18 protein-coding genes are annotated in these 23,271 nt (G+C 43.0%); 5 read left to right on the forward strand and 13 right to left on the reverse strand.

The genetic code is table 11. The features are described from left to right. The first annotated feature begins 127 nt into the window (after positions 1 to 127). Entirely contained in the window at positions 128 to 973 is an 846-nt protein-coding gene (gene fghA, locus FCV43_RS13700; RefSeq protein WP_136995505.1) for an S-formylglutathione hydrolase, read from the forward strand. 88 nt (positions 974 to 1,061) lie between these two features. On the opposite strand, the gene FCV43_RS13705 is transcribed toward fghA, so the two are convergent. The 5 genes from FCV43_RS13705 to FCV43_RS13725 form a co-directional block, all read right to left on the reverse strand. After that, positions 1,062 to 2,636: an AbgT family transporter gene (locus tag FCV43_RS13705; RefSeq protein ID WP_017054031.1), complete on the reverse strand. Its 1,575-nt coding sequence runs from the start codon at positions 2,634 to 2,636 to the stop codon at positions 1,062 to 1,064. Between the two features lie 281 nt (positions 2,637 to 2,917). Next, positions 2,918 to 3,331, reverse strand: coding sequence for a type IV pilus modification PilV family protein (locus FCV43_RS13710; RefSeq protein ID WP_136995506.1), 414 nt, complete (start codon positions 3,329 to 3,331; stop codon positions 2,918 to 2,920). Continuing rightward, on the reverse strand, positions 3,321 to 4,601 hold the full coding sequence (locus FCV43_RS13715) for a hypothetical protein (RefSeq protein ID WP_136995507.1): 1,281 nt from the start codon (positions 4,599 to 4,601) through the stop codon (positions 3,321 to 3,323). The genes FCV43_RS13710 and FCV43_RS13715 overlap by 11 nt, the downstream gene beginning before the upstream one ends. Next, positions 4,598 to 5,200 carry a hypothetical protein gene (locus FCV43_RS13720; protein ID WP_017054034.1) on the reverse strand — a complete coding sequence of 201 codons (603 nt, stop codon included), beginning with the start codon at positions 5,198 to 5,200 and terminating at the stop codon, positions 4,598 to 4,600. The genes FCV43_RS13715 and FCV43_RS13720 overlap by 4 nt, the downstream gene beginning before the upstream one ends. Continuing rightward, on the reverse strand, positions 5,178 to 5,678 hold the full coding sequence (locus FCV43_RS13725; RefSeq protein ID WP_136995508.1) for a GspH/FimT family pseudopilin: 501 nt from the start codon (positions 5,676 to 5,678) through the stop codon (positions 5,178 to 5,180). The genes FCV43_RS13720 and FCV43_RS13725 overlap by 23 nt, the downstream gene beginning before the upstream one ends. A 102-nt stretch (positions 5,679 to 5,780) precedes the next feature. Here FCV43_RS13725 and FCV43_RS13730 point away from each other — a divergent pair, with 102 nt between their 5' ends. Further along, a complete protein-coding gene (locus FCV43_RS13730; RefSeq protein ID WP_136995509.1) occupies positions 5,781 to 6,212 on the forward strand; it encodes a type IV pilin protein in 432 nt (143 codons plus the stop codon). A 129-nt stretch (positions 6,213 to 6,341) separates the two neighbouring features. Further along, positions 6,342 to 7,406, forward strand: coding sequence for a succinylglutamate desuccinylase/aspartoacylase family protein (locus FCV43_RS13735; RefSeq protein WP_113799098.1), 1,065 nt, complete (start codon positions 6,342 to 6,344; stop codon positions 7,404 to 7,406). Positions 7,407 to 7,699: 293 nt separating this feature from the next. Here FCV43_RS13735 and FCV43_RS13740 read toward each other — a convergent pair whose 3' ends face one another. The 5 genes from FCV43_RS13740 to FCV43_RS13760 form a co-directional block, all read right to left on the reverse strand. Then, positions 7,700 to 8,005, reverse strand: a complete 306-nt coding sequence (locus FCV43_RS13740; protein WP_136995510.1) for a DUF3622 domain-containing protein — start codon at positions 8,003 to 8,005, stop codon at positions 7,700 to 7,702. A 180-nt stretch (positions 8,006 to 8,185) separates the two neighbouring features. Further along, positions 8,186 to 8,614 (reverse strand): cysteine desulfurase sulfur acceptor subunit CsdE, encoded by a 429-nt coding sequence (gene csdE / locus FCV43_RS13745; protein WP_136995511.1) that lies wholly within the window; start codon positions 8,612 to 8,614, stop codon positions 8,186 to 8,188. A 13-nt stretch (positions 8,615 to 8,627) separates the two neighbouring features. Next, positions 8,628 to 9,437, reverse strand: coding sequence for a tRNA cyclic N6-threonylcarbamoyladenosine(37) synthase TcdA (tcdA, locus tag FCV43_RS13750; RefSeq protein ID WP_136995512.1), 810 nt, complete (start codon positions 9,435 to 9,437; stop codon positions 8,628 to 8,630). A 125-nt stretch (positions 9,438 to 9,562) separates the two neighbouring features. Beyond that, on the reverse strand, positions 9,563 to 10,675 hold the full coding sequence (gene mltA / locus FCV43_RS13755; protein ID WP_170961661.1) for a murein transglycosylase A: 1,113 nt from the start codon (positions 10,673 to 10,675) through the stop codon (positions 9,563 to 9,565). 61 nt (positions 10,676 to 10,736) lie between these two features. Further along, the gene (locus FCV43_RS13760) at positions 10,737 to 11,228 is read right to left on the reverse strand and encodes a DUF2850 domain-containing protein (RefSeq protein ID WP_136995514.1); all 492 of its coding nucleotides are present in this window, start codon (positions 11,226 to 11,228) and stop codon (positions 10,737 to 10,739) included. Positions 11,229 to 11,390: 162 nt separating this feature from the next. On the opposite strand from FCV43_RS13760, the gene argA reads away from it, so the two are divergent. Continuing rightward, positions 11,391 to 12,728, forward strand: a complete 1,338-nt coding sequence (gene argA / locus FCV43_RS13765; RefSeq protein ID WP_136995515.1) for an amino-acid N-acetyltransferase — start codon at positions 11,391 to 11,393, stop codon at positions 12,726 to 12,728. A 256-nt stretch (positions 12,729 to 12,984) separates the two neighbouring features. Then, positions 12,985 to 13,176, forward strand: a complete 192-nt coding sequence (locus tag FCV43_RS13770; RefSeq protein WP_084654878.1) for a hypothetical protein — start codon at positions 12,985 to 12,987, stop codon at positions 13,174 to 13,176. An 84-nt stretch (positions 13,177 to 13,260) separates the two neighbouring features. Here FCV43_RS13770 and recD read toward each other — a convergent pair whose 3' ends face one another. From recD to recC, 3 genes are all read right to left on the reverse strand, one after another. Next, on the reverse strand, positions 13,261 to 15,459 hold the full coding sequence (recD, locus tag FCV43_RS13775; RefSeq protein WP_136995516.1) for an exodeoxyribonuclease V subunit alpha: 2,199 nt from the start codon (positions 15,457 to 15,459) through the stop codon (positions 13,261 to 13,263). Continuing rightward, positions 15,459 to 19,124, reverse strand: a complete 3,666-nt coding sequence (gene recB / locus FCV43_RS13780; RefSeq protein ID WP_136995517.1) for an exodeoxyribonuclease V subunit beta — start codon at positions 19,122 to 19,124, stop codon at positions 15,459 to 15,461. Before recB ends, recD begins: the two co-directional genes overlap by 1 nt. A 377-nt stretch (positions 19,125 to 19,501) precedes the next feature. Then, positions 19,502 to 23,035 (reverse strand): exodeoxyribonuclease V subunit gamma, encoded by a 3,534-nt coding sequence (gene recC / locus FCV43_RS13785; protein WP_136995518.1) that lies wholly within the window; start codon positions 23,033 to 23,035, stop codon positions 19,502 to 19,504. Positions 23,036 to 23,271: the final 236 nt, after the last annotated feature.

Here is a 23,271-nt window from a genome sequence, read left to right on the forward strand (position 1 = left end):
CCGGGGCCAAAGCTATGAATGAAAAGCAACAAACTGTCTTCACCACCTCCTGCCCGGTGGGTGGTGCAACTTTAGATGATATAGACATGTTATTCTCCAAAACCATCAACCTAACGGAGCACAATAGATGACAATCGAAAACATTAGCCAAGCCAAGGTTGCTGGTGGTTGGCATAAACAATATACCCATACATCTGAAGCTCTAAGCTGCACAATGCGCTTTGCTATTTTTCTTCCACCAAATGCAAGCAAAGAAAACCCCGTCCCCGTTTTATATTGGCTATCTGGATTAACTTGTACCGATGAGAATTTCATGCAAAAAGCAGGAGCATTTAAAGCAGCGGCAGAGCTTGGTATTGCGATTGTAGCACCCGATACAAGCCCACGAGGAGAAGGCGTTCCTGATGATCCTGAAGGCGCTTACGATTTTGGTTTAGGGGCAGGCTTTTACCTTAATGCGACTCAAGCACCATGGGATGAGCATTATCACATGTATGATTATGTAAACAGTGAGTTGCCAGCGTTAATTGAAGCGAACTTCCCGGTATCATCGGTAAAATCCATCTCTGGCCATAGTATGGGTGGACATGGCGCTCTGACGATTGCGCTTAATAATCCAGAATCATACCGTTCTATTTCAGCTTTTAGCCCGATATCTAACCCAACAAAAGCGCCTTGGGGACAAAAAGCCTTCAGTCACTATTTAGGCTCAGATGCGACAACTTGGAAAAAGTATGATGCCGTTGAGCTACTTAAAAGCCAGCGCTCTCCTGTTCCTATCTTGGTCGATCAAGGGGAAGCGGATGGATTTCTTATCGAGCAACTAATGCCTGAGCGTTTATCAGCAGCAGCGCAAAAGCATGGCTCTGAGTTAGAACTAAGAATGCAGCCAGGGTACGATCACAGCTATTACTTTATTTCTAGCTTCATTGATGATCACCTGCGATTCCATGCCGTTCACTTAAACGCTTAAAACTTTTCGACAAGTAAGAATTAAAAAAGCCCGCTATTTTATGACAGCGGGCTTTTTATTTTCAGATCAATTGACTGATTAGCTTCACTTACATTGTATAAGTGTATGGCGCTTGGATGCCTAGAGGAATACCTAACGCCCAGTAAGCCAGTAGGAAAATAGTCCAGCCAATCAGCATTGCAATAGAGAATGGCATCATCAATGACGCTAATGTACCGATACCCGTTGTCTTCACATAGCGTTGGCAGTAAACCACCACGAGCGGGAAGAATACCATTAGAGGTGAGATAATGTTCGATACTGAATCACCTACACGATATGCCGCTTGTGATAACTCAGGAGAAATACCTACGCCCATCAGCATTGGCACCAAGACAGGACCAATAAGAGCCCACTTAGCGGATGCCGAACCAATCAGCAAGTTAACAAAAGCAGTCAGCAAAATCATACCGATGACCGTCATTTGGCCCGGAAGATCTAATGCTTTAAGGAAGTCAGCACCGTACATCGCCAGGATAGTACCAATGTTCGATTGACTGAATGCAACCAAGAATTGAGCACAGAAGAACGACATAACCATGTACGCCCCCATTGTCCCCATCGTTTCAGACATCGCTTTAATCACATCATTACTGTTCTTAAAAGTGCCCGAAACACGTCCGTAAACGATCCCTGGAATAATAAACAGAATGAAAATCAGTGGCACAATCGATTTCATGATTGGTGCAGAGAACGAGGTAATTTCACCATCAGGAGAGCGCAGAGCTGAATCTTCTGGGTAGATAAGTGCAATGAGTAACGCAATACCAGCAACCATTGCCCAACCTGCAAATTTAAATGCTTTCGATTCAATCGCAGTAAATGAGCCTAGATCTGGTGCTTCTTCTGCATCATCATCAACTGGAGTATTCGCTAAACGTGGTTCAATGATTTTTTCTGTCACATACCAACCGATAAGCACGATTAAAATTGATGAAAGACCTGTAAAGTAAATGTTTGCCAATGGGTTAACAATATATGACGTGTCCAGAACTTGTGCAGCGGTTTGAGTAAAACCAGCCAACAGAGGATCGATACCCGATGGAATAAAGTTCGCAGAAAATCCGCCAGATACACCAGCAAAAGCAGCAGCAATACCCGCGAGTGGATGACGACCCGCAGCGTGGAAAATAATACCACCTAAAGGGATAACCAGAACATAACCCGCATCTGCCGCCGTGTGCGAAACTATCGCAACAAGAATCAGCATTGGAGTCAGTAATTTCGCAGGTGTGAAATTCAGCATCTTTTTAAGGCCAGTTTGAATAAAGCCTGAAGAGTCTGCGACACCAACACCGAGCATCGCAACTAATACGATACCAAGTGGTGCAAAGCCAGTGAAGTTTTTCACCATGGTTGCTAAAAAGTTTGCGAGAGAATCACCCGTTAGTAGATTTTTAACTTGAACCGCATCCTTCGTTACTGGATGAATCAAATCAAATTGTACTTGTGATAATAGTGCTGAAAGCCCCCAAACAATAAGTAGGCCCCAGAAGAAAAGTAGTGCTGGATCTGGGATCTTATTCCCGACCCTTTCAATTGTATTGAGAAAACGATCCATACCACTTGCTTTCTGTGGTGTTGAAGGCGGTGGTGCTGAAGATTGTGCGGCTTGGTTACTCATCGTAACTCCATTTATGCGGTTGTGTATATTCGACCTAATATTGTAATAATCACGGTCGTTGATATTTTTTATTCTAAATAAACACAACTTGAAAAGCATAAGATCCTGGTTGTTTTTTCATAATTGGAGACATATTTTGCAAAAATAGCAACATGACACAACATAATAAATACAATAACCACCAACACTCATACACATGAAATTAACCGATATGTAATAACCTGACATTTAATGAACAATCACTGAAAATAAGGGATCTTTAGTACCATTCACGACATCTATTAATTAAATTCACTATATTTGGATATCATGGTAGTTAGCTTAACCGACTCATTATCACCAAACCGATTTTGCCACTGCGCTTCTATTTCTATCGTTTTTAACGCTCCAGACAGTGAAATTGCAGATACAGACCAACTAAGAGTATAAAAAGGGTGTGAGACATCCATCCCTGTTACCAAATCAGAATTAAAGTTTGCAGGAGTGATGGTAGACATCGCATCGGATGCTCCACGAGTTCGAAACCACTCTAGTTTTTCTTCTGCCAAATACAGCGCTTCAACACTGTGAGTTGCAAAATCGGCCTTCTGTTCGACATAAGCTTGGAGTTTAACCAAACCCAAAGCACCAATTCCAATCAATGAGAATGAAATTAACACTTCAATAAGACTGAAGCCTTGCTGTTTAGAAGTCATGCCAAGATCCTCTTTGCCAAACCACAGTTGATGGCTCATCGAAAGGGTTATAGCTATTGGTAAAGTCTAAATTCAGTGATCCTTTAATGGTTGATAGCCCATTTGGAGTGTCGAGGAAAATTCCACCTTTTGGAAAGAATGAACCCGTATCAATATAGATAGAATTGGCTTCAATCAGTGAAATATCAAAACCAGGAGGTAAGGTAAGTGAAGCCCAGTGCGCTGGTAGAAGGTCGAGATCGGTACCCGAAGTGTCAGGATCATCAAACATAGACATATTGACCATATGATAAAATGAGCCATCAAAAACATTCGCTCCGTAAGTAACAAAGACACCATTTTCAACCACCAATGAGCGAGGTGTAATCACGCCAGCCCCATCCATCACTGATAAATTAGGCGAAATAACGCAGTCTCCATAGACCCATACTTTCTCTTTTCCACTATCAAATGCACTCTTCACTAAAGTGGCACAATTTCCACCAGAGGTGAGATCAATATGGAAATAGTCCGCTTTTACAGATACTAAATTCGCTGGCGTTTTTTTCATGCCAAAGTAGTTATAGAAGGTATCAATATCGGCATCATGTTTGAAATCAGACATAAAGGCCCCAATTGGCAATGAGCCTGCTTGAGTGATTAAGGCGTTACTAGAAAGAGAGGTATAGTCATTACACTCAGTAAAATCTGCTGGAGTATCAATCGGAAGCGTTGTTTGTAACGTGTTTCCGTTGGCAATAAATTCAACCGTATCTTTAAACCTCATCGCTGTGCAGTCAAACTTCCCATTGTTCAATACTTCATCATTAACTTCAGGTGCAATCTCAACACTAGCATCAGCGATAATTTTAATGCTTGATTCGGTTTGAATCGCACCTTTACCTTTATCACTTTTAAAGCGCAACGTTTTGGTAATGTGCGAATCATTGGTACTCAATACCTTTGCGGACAGCTGGTAACTTTTACCGACAATAACCGGTGTAGATATGATTTGATGTAAGCTTAAAGGTGACGAGCATTGGGTAGAGAAGTAACCTACAGAGGCCGCAGCTGTTAACTGTGTCATATCTTTATCTTGATATACCTTAGTAAAAGCGCACTCTAACCCACCTTCAGCTTGCCAATGCTGCTGCCTTGCAACTACTTCATTTTGTGCCCGCTTGATCTGATAAAAAATAGAGCGGTAACTGCCTAGTGTGAGTATCAATGCGCAAAGCAGCAATACACTGGTAATTAGCAGCGTGATTGCACCATGTTGATGTTTCTTCATTGCCAATTCCTCTGCTGAACTTCAACGCTGGATGAATAGCTGACCAGTGGATCTCCCACTAATTCTGCAGACATAGCGATCGAGGTAAGCCCCGAGGCACTCTTTTGCCCCGCAATGACATCACTCTTCACACTGAAGTCAGTGACTTTAATCTGATTTGGCTCAAAAATTGAAGAGCAGCCTGTTACTGCCGATGATACGGTTTTCACAATCGTCGATGGGCTATCGCACACTTTGATCATTCCGGACTGAAAAACAAACGCCACATTGCGAATTTTTGTCTGATGTTGATAAGCATAAGCGGCGGTTTTAAAGTCAGGCGATATGTGCAGTATATTGGCAGCACCTGATAGCATTAATGAGTGCCCACCTCCACCGTCATAACCCGCCCTCTGAATATCTTGCTTGAAGTACTGTAATGCGCCAGAAACTTGCTGCAACAGGAGTAACTCTTTACTCCTCTCAGTCGCCACTCTCTGCCCAGATAGAAATACCGACCCAATGATGGAAATGGCTATTACTCCCAGAAGAGAAGCGATCATAAATTCAATCAACGTCGCACCTAATTGAGATGAATTAACTGCATGCTTGATAGCCATAATACTCACCTCCGACTCCGCATATTCTCATTCTTCCAGATACTTGGTAAGTGGTTAGTTTGAGCGTTTTTGTTCCTATAGATAGAGTGACATTGCCGTTCTTCGCTTTCCCATGAATACCACTAAACTTAACCTGTTTAGATCCATAGCTCACCGAAAAAACCACATTACGATAAGCTTCTCCAGACAACATTAGAATCGCAGGGCCTACATTGGGAGCCACGTTTTCTGATAGCTTAATCTTCCAATCTCCCGTGCTGTTGGTTGTGCCAGACATAATGAAGTGTGCCCATAAATCCTTATTTCGCATCACTGCCTCTGATTTAGCTTGAAGCATAAAACCATTCAGCTCACTCGCAAGCCTTTGCATTTTCACGGTTTGAGTGACCGAACTAAAACTGGGGGCTGCGACAACTAACAATATCGACATCACCGATATCGTGATAAGCAGCTCTAATAACGTAAACCCGCGAGGCATTTCCCAAATTCCTATGTAATGAACAATACACTGTAATTAAGACTTGCAGAGATGCTATCACCAACGAAAAATAGCGAAAAATAAAACCAGAGAGGCTTAGAAATGATTCCAATAAATCCATGTAATAACTACAAAAAAACAGGTAATGGGATGACATTGATCGAATTATTAGTGGTCATTGCCATCATAAGTGTATTAAGTGCGATCGCTTACCCGAGTTATACCAATCACGTCATAAAATCACACCGTAGCCAAGCACTTTCAGACATGGCACGTATTCAACTCTCTTTAGAGCAGCACTATTCTGGTAGTTATGATTGGAGCGCTATTATCTCAGGGGGACACTGTTTATTATGCGAATCCGATTCGGATAGATATAGTTTTAACGTTGTAAGTTCAGCCAGCGTGGCCTATTCCATCGTTGCAACGGCACAATCGACAAAAGGCCAAGACCAAGATACATGCTTACCTAACAATAAAAAAATGATCTTAAAAGCGACAGGAGAAAGTTTACCGACAAACTGCTGGAAGTAGCCCCGTGATGTGATAAATGACTCTGCGACTCACTAAATTATTTTGTCGTCACTAGAAAAATCATTCATTGGTGCAATAAAGAGGCCGTTGGTACATTTGGTTCATTGGTTAATTTATGAGTCATATAGCATGGTTGCAGTGAAAAAAAACACACCCTTTAACTTATTAAATGAGACGATTCCTCCAGGGCAACGCCGAGTGATCGAACTAGAAGCTGCAAAGCTCTATACCCACTCACCGCTCTCAATTCCAATTGAGGTGATTAACGGACGCTTTGCAGGGCCTACTTTAATGGTCAATGCCGCGATACATGGTGATGAGCTTAACGGCGTCGAAATTGTAAGACAGCTAATTAATACCATCGACCCCAATAAACTCCGAGGCACCTTAATTACCGTGCCTATCGTGAACGTATTTGGCTTCATCCATAAGTCGCGTTACCTGCCAGATCGCCGCGACTTAAATCGCTGTTTTCCAGGTAGTGAGCATGGGTCTCTTGCATCACGCATGGCTTTCACGTTTTTTGATCAAGTTGCCAAAAAATGTGACTACATTCTTGATTTACATACCGGGGCAATACACAGAACAAACCTGCCGCAAATTCGCGCGAACTTAAGTAACCCTGAAACTCTGCGTATTGCGCAAGCTTTTGCTACTCCTGTGATTATCGATTCAGCCCTACGTGATGGTTCATTAAGAAGTGAAGCCGAAAAATGCGGTATTCCCGTGCTCACCTATGAGGCAGGTGAAGCTTTACGCTTTGAGCCAATTGCAATCAGTGCTGGTTTTATCGGTATTCAGCAAGTGATGCAATCCATTGGAATGCTGCGTTCAAGTCGTAAAAAACTTCCGACTGCCATCATTGCAAAATCAACCAGTTGGGTTCGCGCAGGTAGCGATGGTATTTTGAGAACAGTGGTAACATTAGGAGAAAAAGTCGAAAAAGGTCAAATTCTGGCTTATATTAGCTCGCCTCTAGGCCATAGTGAGTGTGAAATTAAAGCTCATAAAGGCGGAGTGGTAATTGGACAACAGACACTTCCTCTCGTGAATGAAGGTGATGCGGTTTTTCATTTGGCCTATTTTAAACAAGATGATGAAGAGATAGAACAAGCGGTCGAGAACTACCTTGAGGAGGTGATTGATCTTGATTATGAACCGCTCACCACAGGCCAGATAATTTCAAACAGTTAGCCCCATTAAATAGTCACAAAAGATGATGATCCAAAACGAAAAAGGCACCGATATATTATCGATGCCTTTTGTTCAAGAAAACTAAGCCGTTTCTGAAAGTAAGCTATTTCTGGAAGTAAGCCGTTTCTGGAAGTAAGCTATTTCTGGAAGTAAGAAAAACCTGAAAGTAATAAGTCTCTAAAACTGAAAAGCCTTGAGGTTAAACAGTCACTAAAGCTACATGCTTAGTTTTCTTAAACATACTCAGTTTTCTTAACGACAAAATCTTAGTTGGGATTTTGTCTTATTAAAAATTAGTCTTCTTGCTCTTGTTCCGCTTCTTTGCGTTGCTTAGCAAGGAGATCGGCCGCTTTACGTTTTTCAGCACGTTCTTCTGCTGCTCTACGCTGCTCGCCTTTACGTTCATTACGTTCTGCTTGGTTTTTTACAAAGCCTTCAAGCTCTTTCTCTGCCCACTCGATCGCTAGCGCTTCAGTTTCAAAACCCATTTCACGTTTTGATACAGTTACACGGCGAGAAGTCACTTGGCGAGTAATTTCAGCAGTCCAACCTGTACGTTTTTCAGTAGTACGGATATCGTATTTTTTATTCTTAGACATGTTCTTTTTATTCCTAGGGATAATTAAGGGATTCGTCAACTTTGATAACTCCATCTAAGCTGAGTATTTTTAACACCATCCCTTGGTAAGCGCGGTATTAGAGCACATTTGAGTTCAAATTGCTGCAAATAATTCGCTGAAAATAGCAGAGTCTCTGTGCAAAACTCAATAAGTCATCCCTTAACTAGCAAGCTGTTTTATCTGCTCAACAATCGCTTTTAAACCATTCCCTCTGGAAGGGCTTAAATGGGCAATTAATCCAATCTTATTGAAGTAATCATCGACATCAAACACCTGTATTTGTTGAGCCGTTTTTCCATCAAATGCCGCCATCACTAACGCAATAAGCCCTCGAACAATTCGAGCATCGGAATCTGCACAGAAAAACCAGTAGCCATCAACTTGCTGACTGACCAACCAAACTGTACTTTCACACCCAGAAACGGTGACTTTATCGCTTTTAAGCTCTTCAGATATTTTCGGTAGCAATTTGCCCCATTGAATAACTTGACGGTAGCGATCTTCCCAGCCGTGAAATTTTTGCATCGTTTCGACGATCATCTCGGCGCTAATTTCAGTACCAAATGGCGAAGCTTGAAATGGTGACATTACGAATTCCTAATTATTTCCGGTGTTTCTGAATCAGTTTCTCAACAATTCGAGAGACTGCAACAAAACCAAATGACGCAGTGACGACCGTTGCAGCGCCAAACCCACTCGCACAATCCATACGTTTCGGCCCTTCCGCTGTAGCCTTAACACCACACACAGAACCATCTGCTTGAGGGTATTTCAGTTGCTCAGTTGAAAAGACGCAATCAATACCAAATTTACGCGCTGGATTTTTAGTGAAATTATGATGACGACGCAGCGTATCTTTAATTTTTTTCGCTAAAGGATCTTGAATCGTTTTGGTAAGGTCTGCCACTTTAATTTGAGTCGGATCCGTTTGGCCGCCAGCGCCACCAATCGTAATCACTTTGATTTTATTACTCTTACAATAAGCTAATAAAGAGGCTTTTGCTTTGACGCTATCAATCGCATCAAGTACGTAATCAAAATCCTTACTGAGATACTCGGCTTGGTTATCTGGGCCAATAAAGTCATCGATCAAGTTGATCTTACATTCAGGATTGATCAGCTTTACACGTTCCGCCATGACTTCAATTTTACTCTGCCCTACCGTGCCTGACATTGCATGAATTTGACGGTTGATATTCGTAACACAAACATCGTCCATATCAATCAGAGTCAATTCACCCACGCCTGTACGAGCCAGTGCTTCTACCGCCCACGAACCGACACCACCGATACCAATGACACACACATGTGCTGCACGTAAAATTTCGACTTCGCTATTACCATATAGTCGGCGTGTACCACCAAAGCGTTGATCATAATTTTCAGAAGCTGGTTCGGTTAATTCGCGCATGAATGCACCCTAATTTTAATCGATAGAAAAAGAAGAGTGCGTTTTATACGCACTCTTTCTGGAAATGTCTAGGCTTAGCAAACCGCAAAGATTCAACCGCGATAAATAAGCTCTCTAGAGTACAACTATTGTATTTTTTCTGGAGGAAGAGCCCAAGGTGCTTGCGTTGCACTCCCCTCTAAACCGAGCTTCCAAACTCGACCAAAATGTTTGTAATGCCCAGCGTCCGTTCCCGCTCTTGGCCCCATGCCATGGTATAAATCTAAATGATTTTGCTTCACCGCGCCCCCTGTATCTAATACTAGGAGTAAGCGTAGTTGATGAGCACCACTCCAAGTTCCATCCGCATTTAACAGTGGAACTTCCGCTAAAATAGGCGTTCCCATAGGGAAAATAGAACGATCACCAGCAACTGACGCCATTGGGAGTAATGGAATACCGGCACTTCCCGTTACTGGGGCTGCCGCTTTAGGGGAAAAGAATACATACGAAGGATTTTGTTCAAGGAGTTCACGCACAACGTCAGGTTCATTTGCCAATACCCACTCTTTAATGGCTTTAAGAGACATATTTTCACGGGCAACCTGCTCACGCTCAATCAACACTCGTCCAATACTTACGTACGCGCGATTATTTTTACCTGCATAAGCAAAATATTCTAACGTATCGTCATCACCAAAATGAACAAAACCGCTTCCTTGAACTTCCATAATAAATGGGTCGATGAGATTTGAGGCATAGCCCAATTCCAAACCTTGCCCATTTAGCGCTCCAGCATAAATTTGAGCACGTGTTGGGCAGGTATCCGTACATTCTGGTTGTCCATATACCGGATACTGATACTCTTCATTAGCCTCATGGCGTAATTCAATAACTGGAGAAAAATACCCTGTAAACAACACATTACCTTGGCTATCACCACCGCCGAGTTGAGCCGTTTGAATGCCAAAATTAGCCAAATCGCTTGGATCGCCACTTTGGAGAGCCCACGCCTCAAGTTGCTCGTATAGAGGTTGGTAAATTTTAGCCATAGAAGGTGAAAGGGTCACCACTTGCTCAGCTTGCTTTGAAAAAGCCGTAAAATCACGAGGTTGATTAGACTCTATGACTTCAACTTTATTAAGATCGGCTTCAAATTCGCTATCTAAATATTGTTGAGCCCGATCAGTCGGTTGTGCGCAGCCAAAGAGAAATAATAACGCCGCTGCAGGAATGATTTTTTTTATCACAGTAGTCATCCAAAAGGTTTGATGCCCAGAGAATGACAAACTCTTTTCAAAATCTCAATCAGAGTTTTACTTAATAAGAGGGGCGTATACCATTTGAGGCTTTAGAACCCATCGTTCGTCGAGTAAAAGTAGGGCTATAATGGGCAGGAGAGACCAACTTCATCTCCGAATAATCTTGACCTGAAAATTTATATTTTAATGATTTCCCACCTCTCACATACTCTAAGTAGCGACCATCGAAATCAAAATCTGTCGCGACAATAGCGCCATTTACGGAAATGCCACCACTCCCAACGATAAACTTATCTTGAGCGTAACTGGCGACATCTTTCTCAGTCCACATTCCGTAGACTAAGCTTTTATCCACTTCAGGGATAACCAAACGTTCAATAAGGTCGCTATATAAACTCATGACTGAAATGGTGCCAATAATCGCCAACAACATCAGAGTACGCTCTGCTATTTTACGCCTTCTTTTTGCGTGAAATTCAGCTGACCCTGTATCTGGATATAAATTGTCGATAATTTTATCTACTTTGCTTTTTCGGATCGTTTTAGCCATTTTTGTTTTCACTATAAACCTTAACTTATACTAATTTAATACAAACCAATTTTATATGCAGTCATTCTGTTTATTTCTTTGCTTTTCATTCCAAAAAAACACTTGCTCACACTTGAATAAAAAGCCATTATTTCAGCATAAATAACCACACGGGTAATATGCGTGAAAATTAGAAGCACCGCTTTAGTGAAAGGGTTCCGCCAATCCACACCTTATGTAAACGCTCATCGAAATAAAACGATGGTCATTATGTTAGGCGGTGAAGCTGTCGCTGATAAAAACTTCGGCAATATAATCAATGATATTGCCTTACTTCATAGCTTGGGTGTGAAAATTGTCTTAGTCCATGGAGCAAGGCCACAAATCAATCAGGCTCTGGAAGCTCAAAACTATACAACGCCATACCATAATAATATCCGCGTCACTGACGAACATGCGCTTGGTTTAGTTATGCAAGCAGCCGGACAACTGCAACTGACGATTACAGCTCGTCTCTCCATGAGCTTAAACAATACACCAATGGCAGGAACTCAACTCAATGTGGTCAGTGGTAACTTTGTCACCGCTCAACCTCTTGGTATCGATGATGGTGTTGATTTTTGCCATAGCGGACGCATACGTCGTATTGATTCGCAAGGGATCAATCGCATGCTGGATCAAGGTTCAATCGTACTGCTCGGCCCTATCGCGAGTTCCGTCACTGGAGAGTCATTCAATTTGTCTTCTGAAGAGTTAGCAACTCAAGTGGCCATTCGACTAAAAGCAGACAAACTTATCGGCTTTTGCTCCAACCAAGGCGTCATCGATAAAAATGGTGAAGCCGTTGCCGAAATCTTTCCAAGTGATGCTGAGAACATACTGCATTCGATTAATGACAGTGTTGACCAATCTCAAGATAACAGCTCTGGAACATTGCGATTTCTTAAAGGATCAGTATCGGCTTGTCGAGCGGGCGTTTCTCGTTGCCACTTAATTAGCTATAAAGATGATGGTGCTCTGATTCAAGAACTTTTCTCTCTTGATGGCATTGGAACTCAAGTTGTAATGGCAAGCGCGGAACAAGTTCGTCAGGCGAATATTGATGATATTGGCGGTATCTTAGGGTTGATACGTCCTCTAGAGGAGCAAGGTATTCTCGTCCGTCGCTCAAGAGAGCAATTAGAACAAGAGATTCACCGTTTCACGATCATCGAAAAAGATGGCTTAATTATTGGCTGTGCTGCACTTTATGCTTATCCCCATGAACATATGGCTGAAATGGCTTGCGTTGCGATTCACCCAGATTATCGAGACGGTAAAAAAGGGCTGATGCTGCTTGATTTCATGAAACAGCAATCTAAAGCGAAGAATATTCATCACATTTTTGTACTCACCACCCATAGTTTGCACTGGTTCAGGGAGCAAGGGTTCTACGAAATAGGTGTTGATGCTTTACCTATGGAAAAACAAGACCTTTATAACTATCAACGAAAATCCAAAATATTATCACTAAGAGTTTGAAAATATTAAATAAAAAATAAAAACCATCAAAAAGTGAACATTAATGATAAAGCATGATTTTTCATGCTTTTATTCATTACGCACTATCATTCATAGTAAAAGTTGTATAGAATTCACTCAAATTTTGTGAGACATACTTCACATTTTTGGTTGGATTAGCCCACCCATTAACTTGGGTTCTGCATGGATTGCTCATAGTACGGTGATATATCTAATAAAAATCACCACAACGTCGACATAAAAAGAGCTGACACCTATGAGAACTATTATTTGTAATTCTATCCAAAGTTTTTGGGATATGGCCGAAAACCACTTTCTTGAAGACTTAGACGTTCATTGTGTATTCCCTACCAATGACAACCTTAAATCTTTGATAATGAACTATCAAAAGCAATACAACATTAAGAGTGTGTCCTTCACTCGTGTATTTCATACCGTCGATTTATAAGTCCATTATCAATTTCAATTTAATATCTATAGCCATGGATGGTTATTAACACCGACTGACCTTCCCCTATCATCGACCAAAACACTAGCCTTTGACTTTCAGCCGCTGAACTAAACCACTCACTCGCTCTGTTTTTATTTTTATTCCACGCTTCAACACCGATAAATCTGCAAATAGCATGAGCTCTTTTTTTGCTCGCGTCACTCCGGTATAGATCAATTCTCGTGTAAGAATAGGGCTAAAATCCGGTGGCAGAATCATCACGGTAAGTTCAAATTCACTGCCTTGAGATTTATGGATGGTCATCGCATAAGCGGTTTCGTGTTCTGGTACTCGGCTTGGTAATACCGATTTCACACTGCCATCTGGAAGCTCAAAATACACTTTTAATCGAGGTTCTGATTCACTGTCATCCAGCATACAAATACCAATATCACCGTTATATAACCCAAGGCCGTGATCATTACGTGTCACCATGACGGGTCTACCCACATACCAAAGCTCATCGTTGGTCTGAATCAATCGCCTTGCCGCTAATCTTGTTTCAATCCTTTGATTCAAGCCTGTAACACCAAAATCACCCTCTCGGATAGCACACAACAGGCGGCATTGGCTAAATAGTGCCAACACAGCTAGAGCTTTCTGTTCCTGAGTCTCTCGCTTATCGGTTACCTCATCCACCTTATTATGACTAATTCGATCAAGATAATGACGATAGTTCACGACTAACGTGGTAATCATTTGATTGTAGTTGTCAGCCGATAAGGGGTAGTGCTGAATATCATTGAATCCTTTGGTCAATACCGATTCTACTTGCTGTGCTTTTCCGGTATTAATCGCTTTCGCTAATTGACCAATACCTGAACGAGCATCGAAACGATAGCTTTTCTGTAACATGCATAGGCTGTCGCAAATAGGCGCATCAATGCTATTTTCGACTCTGCTGCTGGCTAATGTTTGATACCCCGTTAACTGAGCCAGAGATTTGCTTTGAGCTTGGCTAAAACCATAATCATTAAATGAGCAAATATCACCTAATACCGCCCCCGCTTCCACCGATGAGAGTTGATCTTTATCTCCAAGTAGAATCAAACGAGCATGTGAAGGAAGCGCATCGAGCAATTTGAACATCATAGGCAAATCGACCATAGAAGCTTCATCGACCACCAAGATATCGACGTGTAGGTGATTATGACGGTGATGACGAAACTCCGCACGATTTGGGATCGCCCCGAGTAATCGATGCAACGTGCTCGATTCTGTTGGGATGTGTTTTTTAACTAATGGGTCGAGTGGTAGTTCAGCCACCGCTTTACCGATAGATTCAGTAAGGCGAGCCGCTGCTTTGCCCGTCGGTGCAACCAACTTAATGGTGGGCATTAAACCACCGTCTTCCAACTGAGCCTGAGCTTGCTCAACCAGTGCCGCTAATAGTTTAGTTACCGTTGTGGTTTTGCCTGTACCGGGGCCACCAGAGATCACAGCAAAGCGCCTTGTTAACGCGACTGCTGCTGCAACTTTCTGCCAGTTGAGACAAAACGCTTCGGGAACAAGGCGTTCTAATTCATTAAGATGTTGAGTTTTTTGGGCCGATACGAGTATTTGGTCTATAGCAGGCCAATCCAAATTTTCACTCGAGACGACATCCAGGTGATCGCACACTAATTGCTGTCTTAACACTTGAGTGCTCTTACCGTCCTTGCTCGCTTTCACCAAATCCTTATATAAAAAATGATAGCTACGAGCGAAAAGATGGCTAAGCGTTTTCGTCAGTTGACCCAATTGCACACCACTCAAGTCGACAGGCTTACTCAGTTTCGATAAGGTTTCTGCCAAAAAAGATTCATAATTCCAGTAACGATGCAGGTATAAGCGTCCATCATCCAACATTAATGGGACGGCTTGCCTCTCCTTACCAACCACGGAAGATTGATCGAGTAGAGTGCGCCAATCAACGCTGAGTAACTTTTGGTTCAGCGCCTTTGCAGCATCGCCATATAAGCCAAGCATTGAGGCAAAATCATTCATACCCCCTTGCTCAGAATTGAGCTGAATACAGATATGCCCTTTACCTAGCTCATGGCTAACGATCCCTGCAATAAAGCCTATTTCATCCGCATTGATTTCCACTTGAGAAGCGATAAAACGCGCAAACTGATAATCGATTTGGCGCAAGGTTCCCTTAACACTCAAAGCTTTGAGCACATCCAACAGCGAACTAACCTCACTGAAGAGTGGCAGGTGACTTTCACTTGGTTCAATAGAGTTGGTCTCTACAATCATTACAGTAACTCCATTTGACCTTGGTTCGTCGTCCGGCTTTCAATTGCCTGACCATCAATTAATTTATCCATTTCATCCAACAACTCGACACTTGGCTTCGCTGAAAAAATACCATTATCTGAATCACCATCAATGCCTCGCAAAAACAGGTAATACACGCCACCAAAATGTGTGTCATAGCGATAATCGGCAATGCGACTGCGTAAAAAACGATGTAGAGCAAGGGCATAAATTTGATACTGAAGATCGTAGCGGTGATCCGCCATTGCCACTTTCAAGTTTTCACCATGATACGCCCCAACATCATCGCCAAGATGGTTGGATTTCCAGTCCAATACGTAATATTTACCTTGGTGTTCAAACACTAAATCAATAAAGCCTTTCAACATACCTCTTACGGTTTGAAAACCCAGATCTCCCGCTTTAGCAGAAAGCGGATCGTGGCGCTGTATGACTCGATTCAATCCAGAAGACGTTAGCACTTCAATAGGTAATAGGAACTCCATTTCAACTAAACGTTGAGCTGGGGTTTTCTCATTTAATTTCATCTGTTTGCCGTCTAGCGGAGCGTTAAGCACAGTGTCCACCAGCGTTTGCAACACAGGAAGCCACTCCAACTCATACTGCTCACTTTCTAAGAGCTGTAGGATGACTTGTGTATTAGCATCTGACGTTGCGGGTTGAGTAAATTCAACCTCTTCAAATAAGGTATGCAGAAAAGTACCAGGCCTCGCACCTCGCGGAAAAGTGAAAATTGAACGCTGTGGCTCAAGCACTTCCAACTCGTCCTGTTCATCGGCCGAGTCAATATCAAACCCCGCAGACTCAAGCGCGGTATCATGTAAATTAACGTCTTGAGTATCACTAAAAGAGCCATGAGATGCATGACTGCCTTGCTTAACCAAACCAGAATAACTGGTGATTCTCCACCCTCGATCAATAGGGTTATTAAGTTCACTAGCGATGAGATCTACGGCATCAACTTCTTGCGCCACATAAAGTGAATCATGAGCTTGTGGCAAAGCTTTTAAGCCAATGGCTGAATTTGCATGAGTTAGGGTTTCAACTCTCTTGGTTAGATCTGAAATGCCAAGCTCTTCACCATTTTGAATCAAGTAGCCCATGGCACTCAAATGGACACCGGTAGGCTCTTTGGTCGAGCGACCTTTTCTCAAGGGTGCTATTCCAATAAAACAGGCATAAACGGCACGAGTTAACGCAACGTAGATCAAGCGTAGGTCTTCAGCTAAACGCTCTTTGTCTGCTTGAGCCAGAGCCGCTTTATTACCTGTTATATCTAAAATCGTTTTATCTGCTTGCTGATCATAATATTTACCTTCGCTTGCTTCGCGATAACTACTTACGAAAGGTAAAAAGACTAAATCATACTCCAGCCCTTTTGATTTATGGATCGTCACGATTTGCACTAAATTACGTTCGGATTCTAAACGCTGAATATCATCATCACTACCACTACTCAACCCATTAACCGCATCAGATACAGACTCGGCAAGCCAGCGAAGCAAACCATAATCACTATCCATCTCTTGGCTAGCTTGTTGCAATAGCTCACCCATATGCATTAAGTCGGTCAGAGTTCGCTCACCATTTTCTTCTTCTAGTAGGCGCTCAGCGATATGACGCTTACTCATCACACTACGGAGCATAGGCAGCACGCCACGTTGAATCCATAGCTGACGGTATTCTCGGAATTCATTAATCGCGTTTTCCCACACGACTTCATCGTTATTGAGTTCGTCTAACTTCGCGGCATCTAAAGCAAAGAGCTCAGACGCTAAACTTGCTCGTAGTGCTCTGTCATTTTCGGGGGTAAGTACAGCTTGCAGTAAACGCTGTACATCCTGCGCGATACCACTGACAAAAACGCTATCACGGTTAGAAAGGTAAACACTCGCAATGCCTTGTTTGGCTAAAGCATCTCGGATCAAGCGCCCTTCCGTTCCCGTTCTTACAAGCACCGCAATATTGCCAGCTTGTACTGGTTTTTGACCTTTCGACGTCACAAGGTAAGCTTTCTCATGCTGCGCTGCGGTTAGAATCGTTTGGATCTGGCTTGCCGTCGCTTCACTCATCGCTTGGTGGTATTCACCTTTTGGCAAGGGCTTGTCTTCAGCTTCTTGGATCCAGTAACTCATCGCCTGCTGCTTTTCGCCGTTTAAATACCACGCTCTTTGATCGGCTCCGGGACTTGCATTCACAGGTAAGAACGGAATATCTTGATCGTACATAAACGGGCTGTCGGAGGCTTGAAATACCTGATTAACAGCACTGACCATGTCGGCACTGGATCGCCAGTTTGTGCCCAGCGTGTAATGCTGTTTTACCTGATTTCTCGCTTTGATATAGGTAAAGATATCAGCACCACGGAAACCGTATATCGCTTGCTTAGGATCGCCGATCATAAACAGACCACATTCAGGGTTATCTAGGTAGATGCGGCTAAAAATACTGTATTGCAGAGGGTCGGTATCTTGGAATTCATCGATCATCGCAACGGGATATAAGCTGCGGATACGCTCCACCAGCAACTGTTGCTCGTCGCTATCAATCGCGGCTGACAACTGAGTCAATAAATCATCAAATGAGAGCAGTTGCTGCTTCTGCTTAGCCGCTGCCAACATATCTCGACAGTGCAAAATCGCATGAGCTAATAGAGGCGCTTTCAAATCAGCAGGGTTCGCCAAAAAGTGTTCAATAGCAGCAAATACCGCATGTTCAGGGGCATTACCTTTAGGGGTTTTCTCGATTAACGTATTTTGGGCAAACTTCTCAAGCTTATCTGGAATGGAGTAGTCATTCGTTTCACTGTTCGCCCATACCGAAATGGCTTCTAACCAAGTCGGGAGTGATTTTTTAGTGTAACTGCGTTTATTAATGTCTGAACCTGAAATTAGAGCAAGAAAATCCCCTTCTGACTCTCGCCACAAGGCTTTAAGTTGATCAATTTCTTCTAGATTTTGTTGATGTAAATCCGCAAGGTCTCCCGACATCGCGCTAACCGACAACTCTAATGGTACGCCCGTTAAGTAGTTACTCACATCACCAAGCAGTGCCGATGGTGAGCCCCAAATATTGCGCACTTCGCTGGCAAGATTCAGAGATAGAGGATAGAACTGACGACGCCAATAATCGGCAACGACTTGTGCTTTCAACTGGCTTTCATCAGTCACAAATTCATTGTTAAATCGACTGCCCGATTCGAATGCGTTTTGAGTCAGCATTCGTTGGCAAAAGCCGTGAATAGTAAACACGGCCGCTTCATCCATCTGCCTTTCAGCTTGTAGCAGTATCTTTGCCGCTTTAGGGTGATCGCTTATCGCAGCCAATAACGGTTTGATTACCGGATCATCACTTTGACTGCGTGAAAAGGCAATACGAGCATCGTGAATTCTCGCTCTGATACGATCACGAAGTTCAGCGGTCGCCGCCTCTGTAAAGGTCACCACGAGAATTTGATCAACCGTCAGTCGCTCAGAGTGGCATGTCTCTTCCCCATCGACTAATTCACCATGTCCAAGCAGCAAACGAAGGTATAACCCTGCAATTGTAAAGGTTTTCCCTGTACCCGCAGAAGCTTCAATCAATCTTGCACCGTGTAAGGGAAAAGTCATTGTATCTAGGTTATTGGCGACTACTGTTGTCATTTCAACTGCCTTTTCGATCTGTTTTTAACAATATATTTGATACTGAAAATCAAATTCATCAACACACAACATGAATTCACTGTGAGTCATCCCTTAGAAGTTCATATTGTTTTAAATTTCTACTACTGAATAAAAAGCCGTGGGATCTCACTCACGGTATCTACGCAATAGCATAGTTAGTATCCGCACCTAATTTGTCGCATTACCCATTAGAAGAATCTTGATCCGTCATCATTCTGCTAATAAAAGCAACTTGAATAACAAACAATGGTCCCTCTGACCATGTGGCCGCACAGAAGACGCCCTACACTATAATGATTGACTGGCGGCCACTCTATTTTACGATGTCATTCGTAAATTAAGCATGCGTCCTGACTTTACTCAATATCGCTGGCGTCTTTCGCCCAGAGCCTTGGCCCCTGCATCACTAAACTTGAGTACAAACGAGCTTGCAACGCGAGTTCGTCATCCCATTTTGGCCAAATTCTCGCAATGTAGCTATCTCGCCCTTCACCAGTAAAGGCGTAGCCATCATTAAACGTATCAGCCATTTTTTTCAGTGACTTTTCTTCATCATCCACCCAGTTTCCTCGACTGAATCCAGCTTCAACGCCAGCCAAAGCCGTTTTAGGGAAATAAGGCAAAGGTTCGGTCATACCTTGATAAAACAGGCGCACCAACTCATTTAAAATATCGAGAGCCTCACTACGATCGTTCATCGGAGGGTACATCATATGCACTACGCCTTCTTTGCGATCGTAGCCAATAAGGTGTGTCGTTTTTGAATGCCCCATTGCTGCGCAACTCAGATGATCAATCCATGCAGAGAGGTAATCTTGAGGACGAACTCGACCACTTCTATAGCGGATTAATCCAGATTGGTAATGCTTGGTCAACCAACCCGTTAGATGAACCGCATTCTCTTCACCAGTCTCTTTATTCGCAAGAGCATTGAGGGTGAGATCAATTTCAATATCATCAATAGGTTTGCCGCAAATAAAGGCTAACTCTTCGACTAACTGTTCAGCCTGAACACGATTGGTTTCAAACTCAATATCACCAAACGCACCAACAGGAAGCTTCCCTTGTGCTCTTTGTTGTTCAATAAAACCGTTCAGTGCATCTTTCGGATCTTGATGAGTGTGCAGTTTCGCCGTCAATAGCACATCCAACAACTGGTCACGAAGTTTAAAGCTGTCTAAGCCATTTAAAACAAAGGGTTCATCATCTTCCATTACGGGTAAAGGCGCTTCAAACACCACTTTTAATCGGCGGTTGAAAAAATACTGAACAGGCAAACGCCAGAATTTTTGCAGCTCAACCAAATCCAATTCAAGGGGATAAACCACATCCAATAAGTAGTCCCCGAGCTTGCGCTTAAAGTCATCACTTGACTGGCCAAGGCGATTAACCGCAGGTAACCACTCTTTGGCGTAACTGCTCTGTTGCGAACGACTAGTCAATTGATTATCCGCAGTTTGAGCAGTATCAGCTTCAGCAGACATGAAGGCATTCGGGCTAAATGGTACCATCGCGTGATGCTCAACCAATGCATTGAGCAGCTGCTGACCTGATTCATCACTGGCTAAACTTTCGCTACCTTGTAAACAGTAATTCTGCTGGCAATACTCAAGTAATTCAGACACCAGAACCGAAGGCACGCGCTCTGTATTATCTTGAATCGAACGTCCAACATAGCTGACATATAAACCTTGCTGCGCTGACAACATAGCTTCAAGGAAAAGGTAACGATCATCATCTCGGCGTGAACGGTCCCCTGCTCTCGCTTTGGCTGGCCCATTCATTAGATCAAAACCTTCTGGTGGCATTGAGCGCGGATATACGCCGTCATTCATGCCCAACAAACAGACGACTTTAAATGGGATAGAACGCATTGGCATCAAGGTACAAAAGTTAACTTGGCCAGCTAAGAAACGCTGACTCACTCGCGTTCCGGATAGCCTATTTTGCAAATACTGGCTTAAGATACTCGGGGCGATATCAGCCTCGTATCCAGCATCACTAAGCTGCTCTTTTAGCTGAATTAAAGAGTCACGAATGGACTTCAATACCACTTCACCTTCTAGCTCAACCTGAAAAAAATCGTTCAGTAAACCGTTCAAGATCTCTCGCCACTCATCAATCGACTGAGTGTGATTCAACGCTTGGCGGTAGTGGGTAATAAGCTCGATAAAGTGAGCTAATTTCCCTGCCAGTTCAGCGCCCATACCTTGCACTTCGTTATAGGCTGAAATGTTGCTGTTAGGCGCGGCAAATAACCCAGCAGATTCTGGCATCGCATAACCCAATAGCATCCGTTGAATACCAAACAACCAAGTATTTTGCTCTGTCGCAGGAAGTTCAAATTCGGTGGCAGTATTGGCATCTGCCCCCCAACGAACCCCTGACTCTTCAACCCACTGCTTGGCTTGCTCAAACTGCTGTTCATTAAGGCCAAACTTCAGCATCATCGCAGGCGTTTCTAACAGCTCCAGCAGCTCTGAAGCCAAACAGCGCGTATTGGGTAAATTTACCAACTGCATGAATGCTGAAAGGATCGGGCTCTCTTGATCAGCACTTCTGTCTGAAATCGAATAAGGTATATAACGTTCACCAGGAGCATTACCAAATACCGCTTGAATCGCGGGGCTATACGCGTTGATATCCGCCACCATCACAATAATATCGCGCGGTTTTAAGTTGGTATCTGCATCAAACATCGCCAACAACTGATCGTGTAATACCTCAACCTCTCGCATTGGACTATGGCATGCATGAACCGTCAGCGAGGTATCATTGATATCTACTTGCTGCTTATGGAAGCTTGAATCTAAAATTTCATCGTTTTGATGCTGTTCTAAATTGAGGATGTCCGCTTGCAGTTGGTGCAGTAAATTATCGCGTTCGACACGCATGAAAAAATCATTCTCATCACACTCAAGCTGAGAAAGCAGATAAAGGTTGTCACGACCGAGTTTTCCCATCGATGCCAGTAACTCATTTCCGACGGCGCTATTGGTATGCAGATCATCTTCAAGGTTATCTTCAATGGAACCTTTTAATAATGACGAGGTGGGTTGGCGTTCTAAAAGATCATCTTGCAGTGAGAGACGATTCCAACTTCTCGATTCAATTCGAGCTAAGGTTTTTCGGTCTCGAATATCGCCCCAATAATGCTGACAAGGGTTGGTAAACATGAGATGAACATCAATATGTTCGCCCAGCGCTTTCAACGCATCCATATAGCGTGGAGGCAAAGATGAAATACCAAACACAAAAAGGCGCTTCGGCAGATGACTGAGGTTATCTTTAGAGCGAGCCAGCGCATCAATAAAATCTTGGTACAAATTACCACGGTGATATTTAGATTGGCCTTGCTCAAGAGTGTAATCGTATAACGCTTTCCACAACATCGGCTGCCAAGGATGAGTGCCTTCGAGTTCATCGACTACGAGGCCATTTTCCCAGCTGGCGATCCATTCCGGTCGATAAACTAAATAGCCATCGAAAATATCGGCGATCTTTTCAGATAATTGATAGAGCTTAGATTTGTCGTCATCTTGCTCTAGATACTGCTTTAATGGAGCAAAAGCCTCTTCGTCCAACATTGAAGGAAGGATATGCATGATTTTCCATGTCATGGCTTCTTTGTTAAAAGCACTTCGCTTTGGTACATCAGGAAGCACTTGGGTGAACATATCCCAAATAAAAGTAGCAGGAAGAGGAAAGTTGATATTCGCCGCCACACCAAACTCCTTGGCGAGTTCCATTTTCAACCACTGCGACATTCCCGGGCTTTGCACCAAGATTTGCTCTTGTTCAAATGGGTTATCTAGCGGTTCACTTTTCGCTAAATGGACTAACAGGATTTTTAGGCTATCTACTTTGTTGGAATGATAAACAGAAAACAAAATGCACTCACACTTTTCCGATGACGACGTTTTAAGAGATTATCATATCGCACCTCGATTCTAGAGAAATATCAGCCTACCCAACGGTAAAAAAAAGAGATGTCACCAGAAAGATTACAAGCCATTCAGTGAGATAGCCAAAGATGACGCTGGTACGGATCACCAGAGTGACAAACACTGACATACTGAGACATACAAATCTCTGATTGCATGATAAAAAACACTGTTTTATACTC

The sequence above is a fragment of the Vibrio genomosp. F6 genome (assembly GCF_005146325.1).
In the GTDB taxonomy this organism is placed as follows: domain Bacteria; phylum Pseudomonadota; class Gammaproteobacteria; order Enterobacterales; family Vibrionaceae; genus Vibrio; species Vibrio cortegadensis.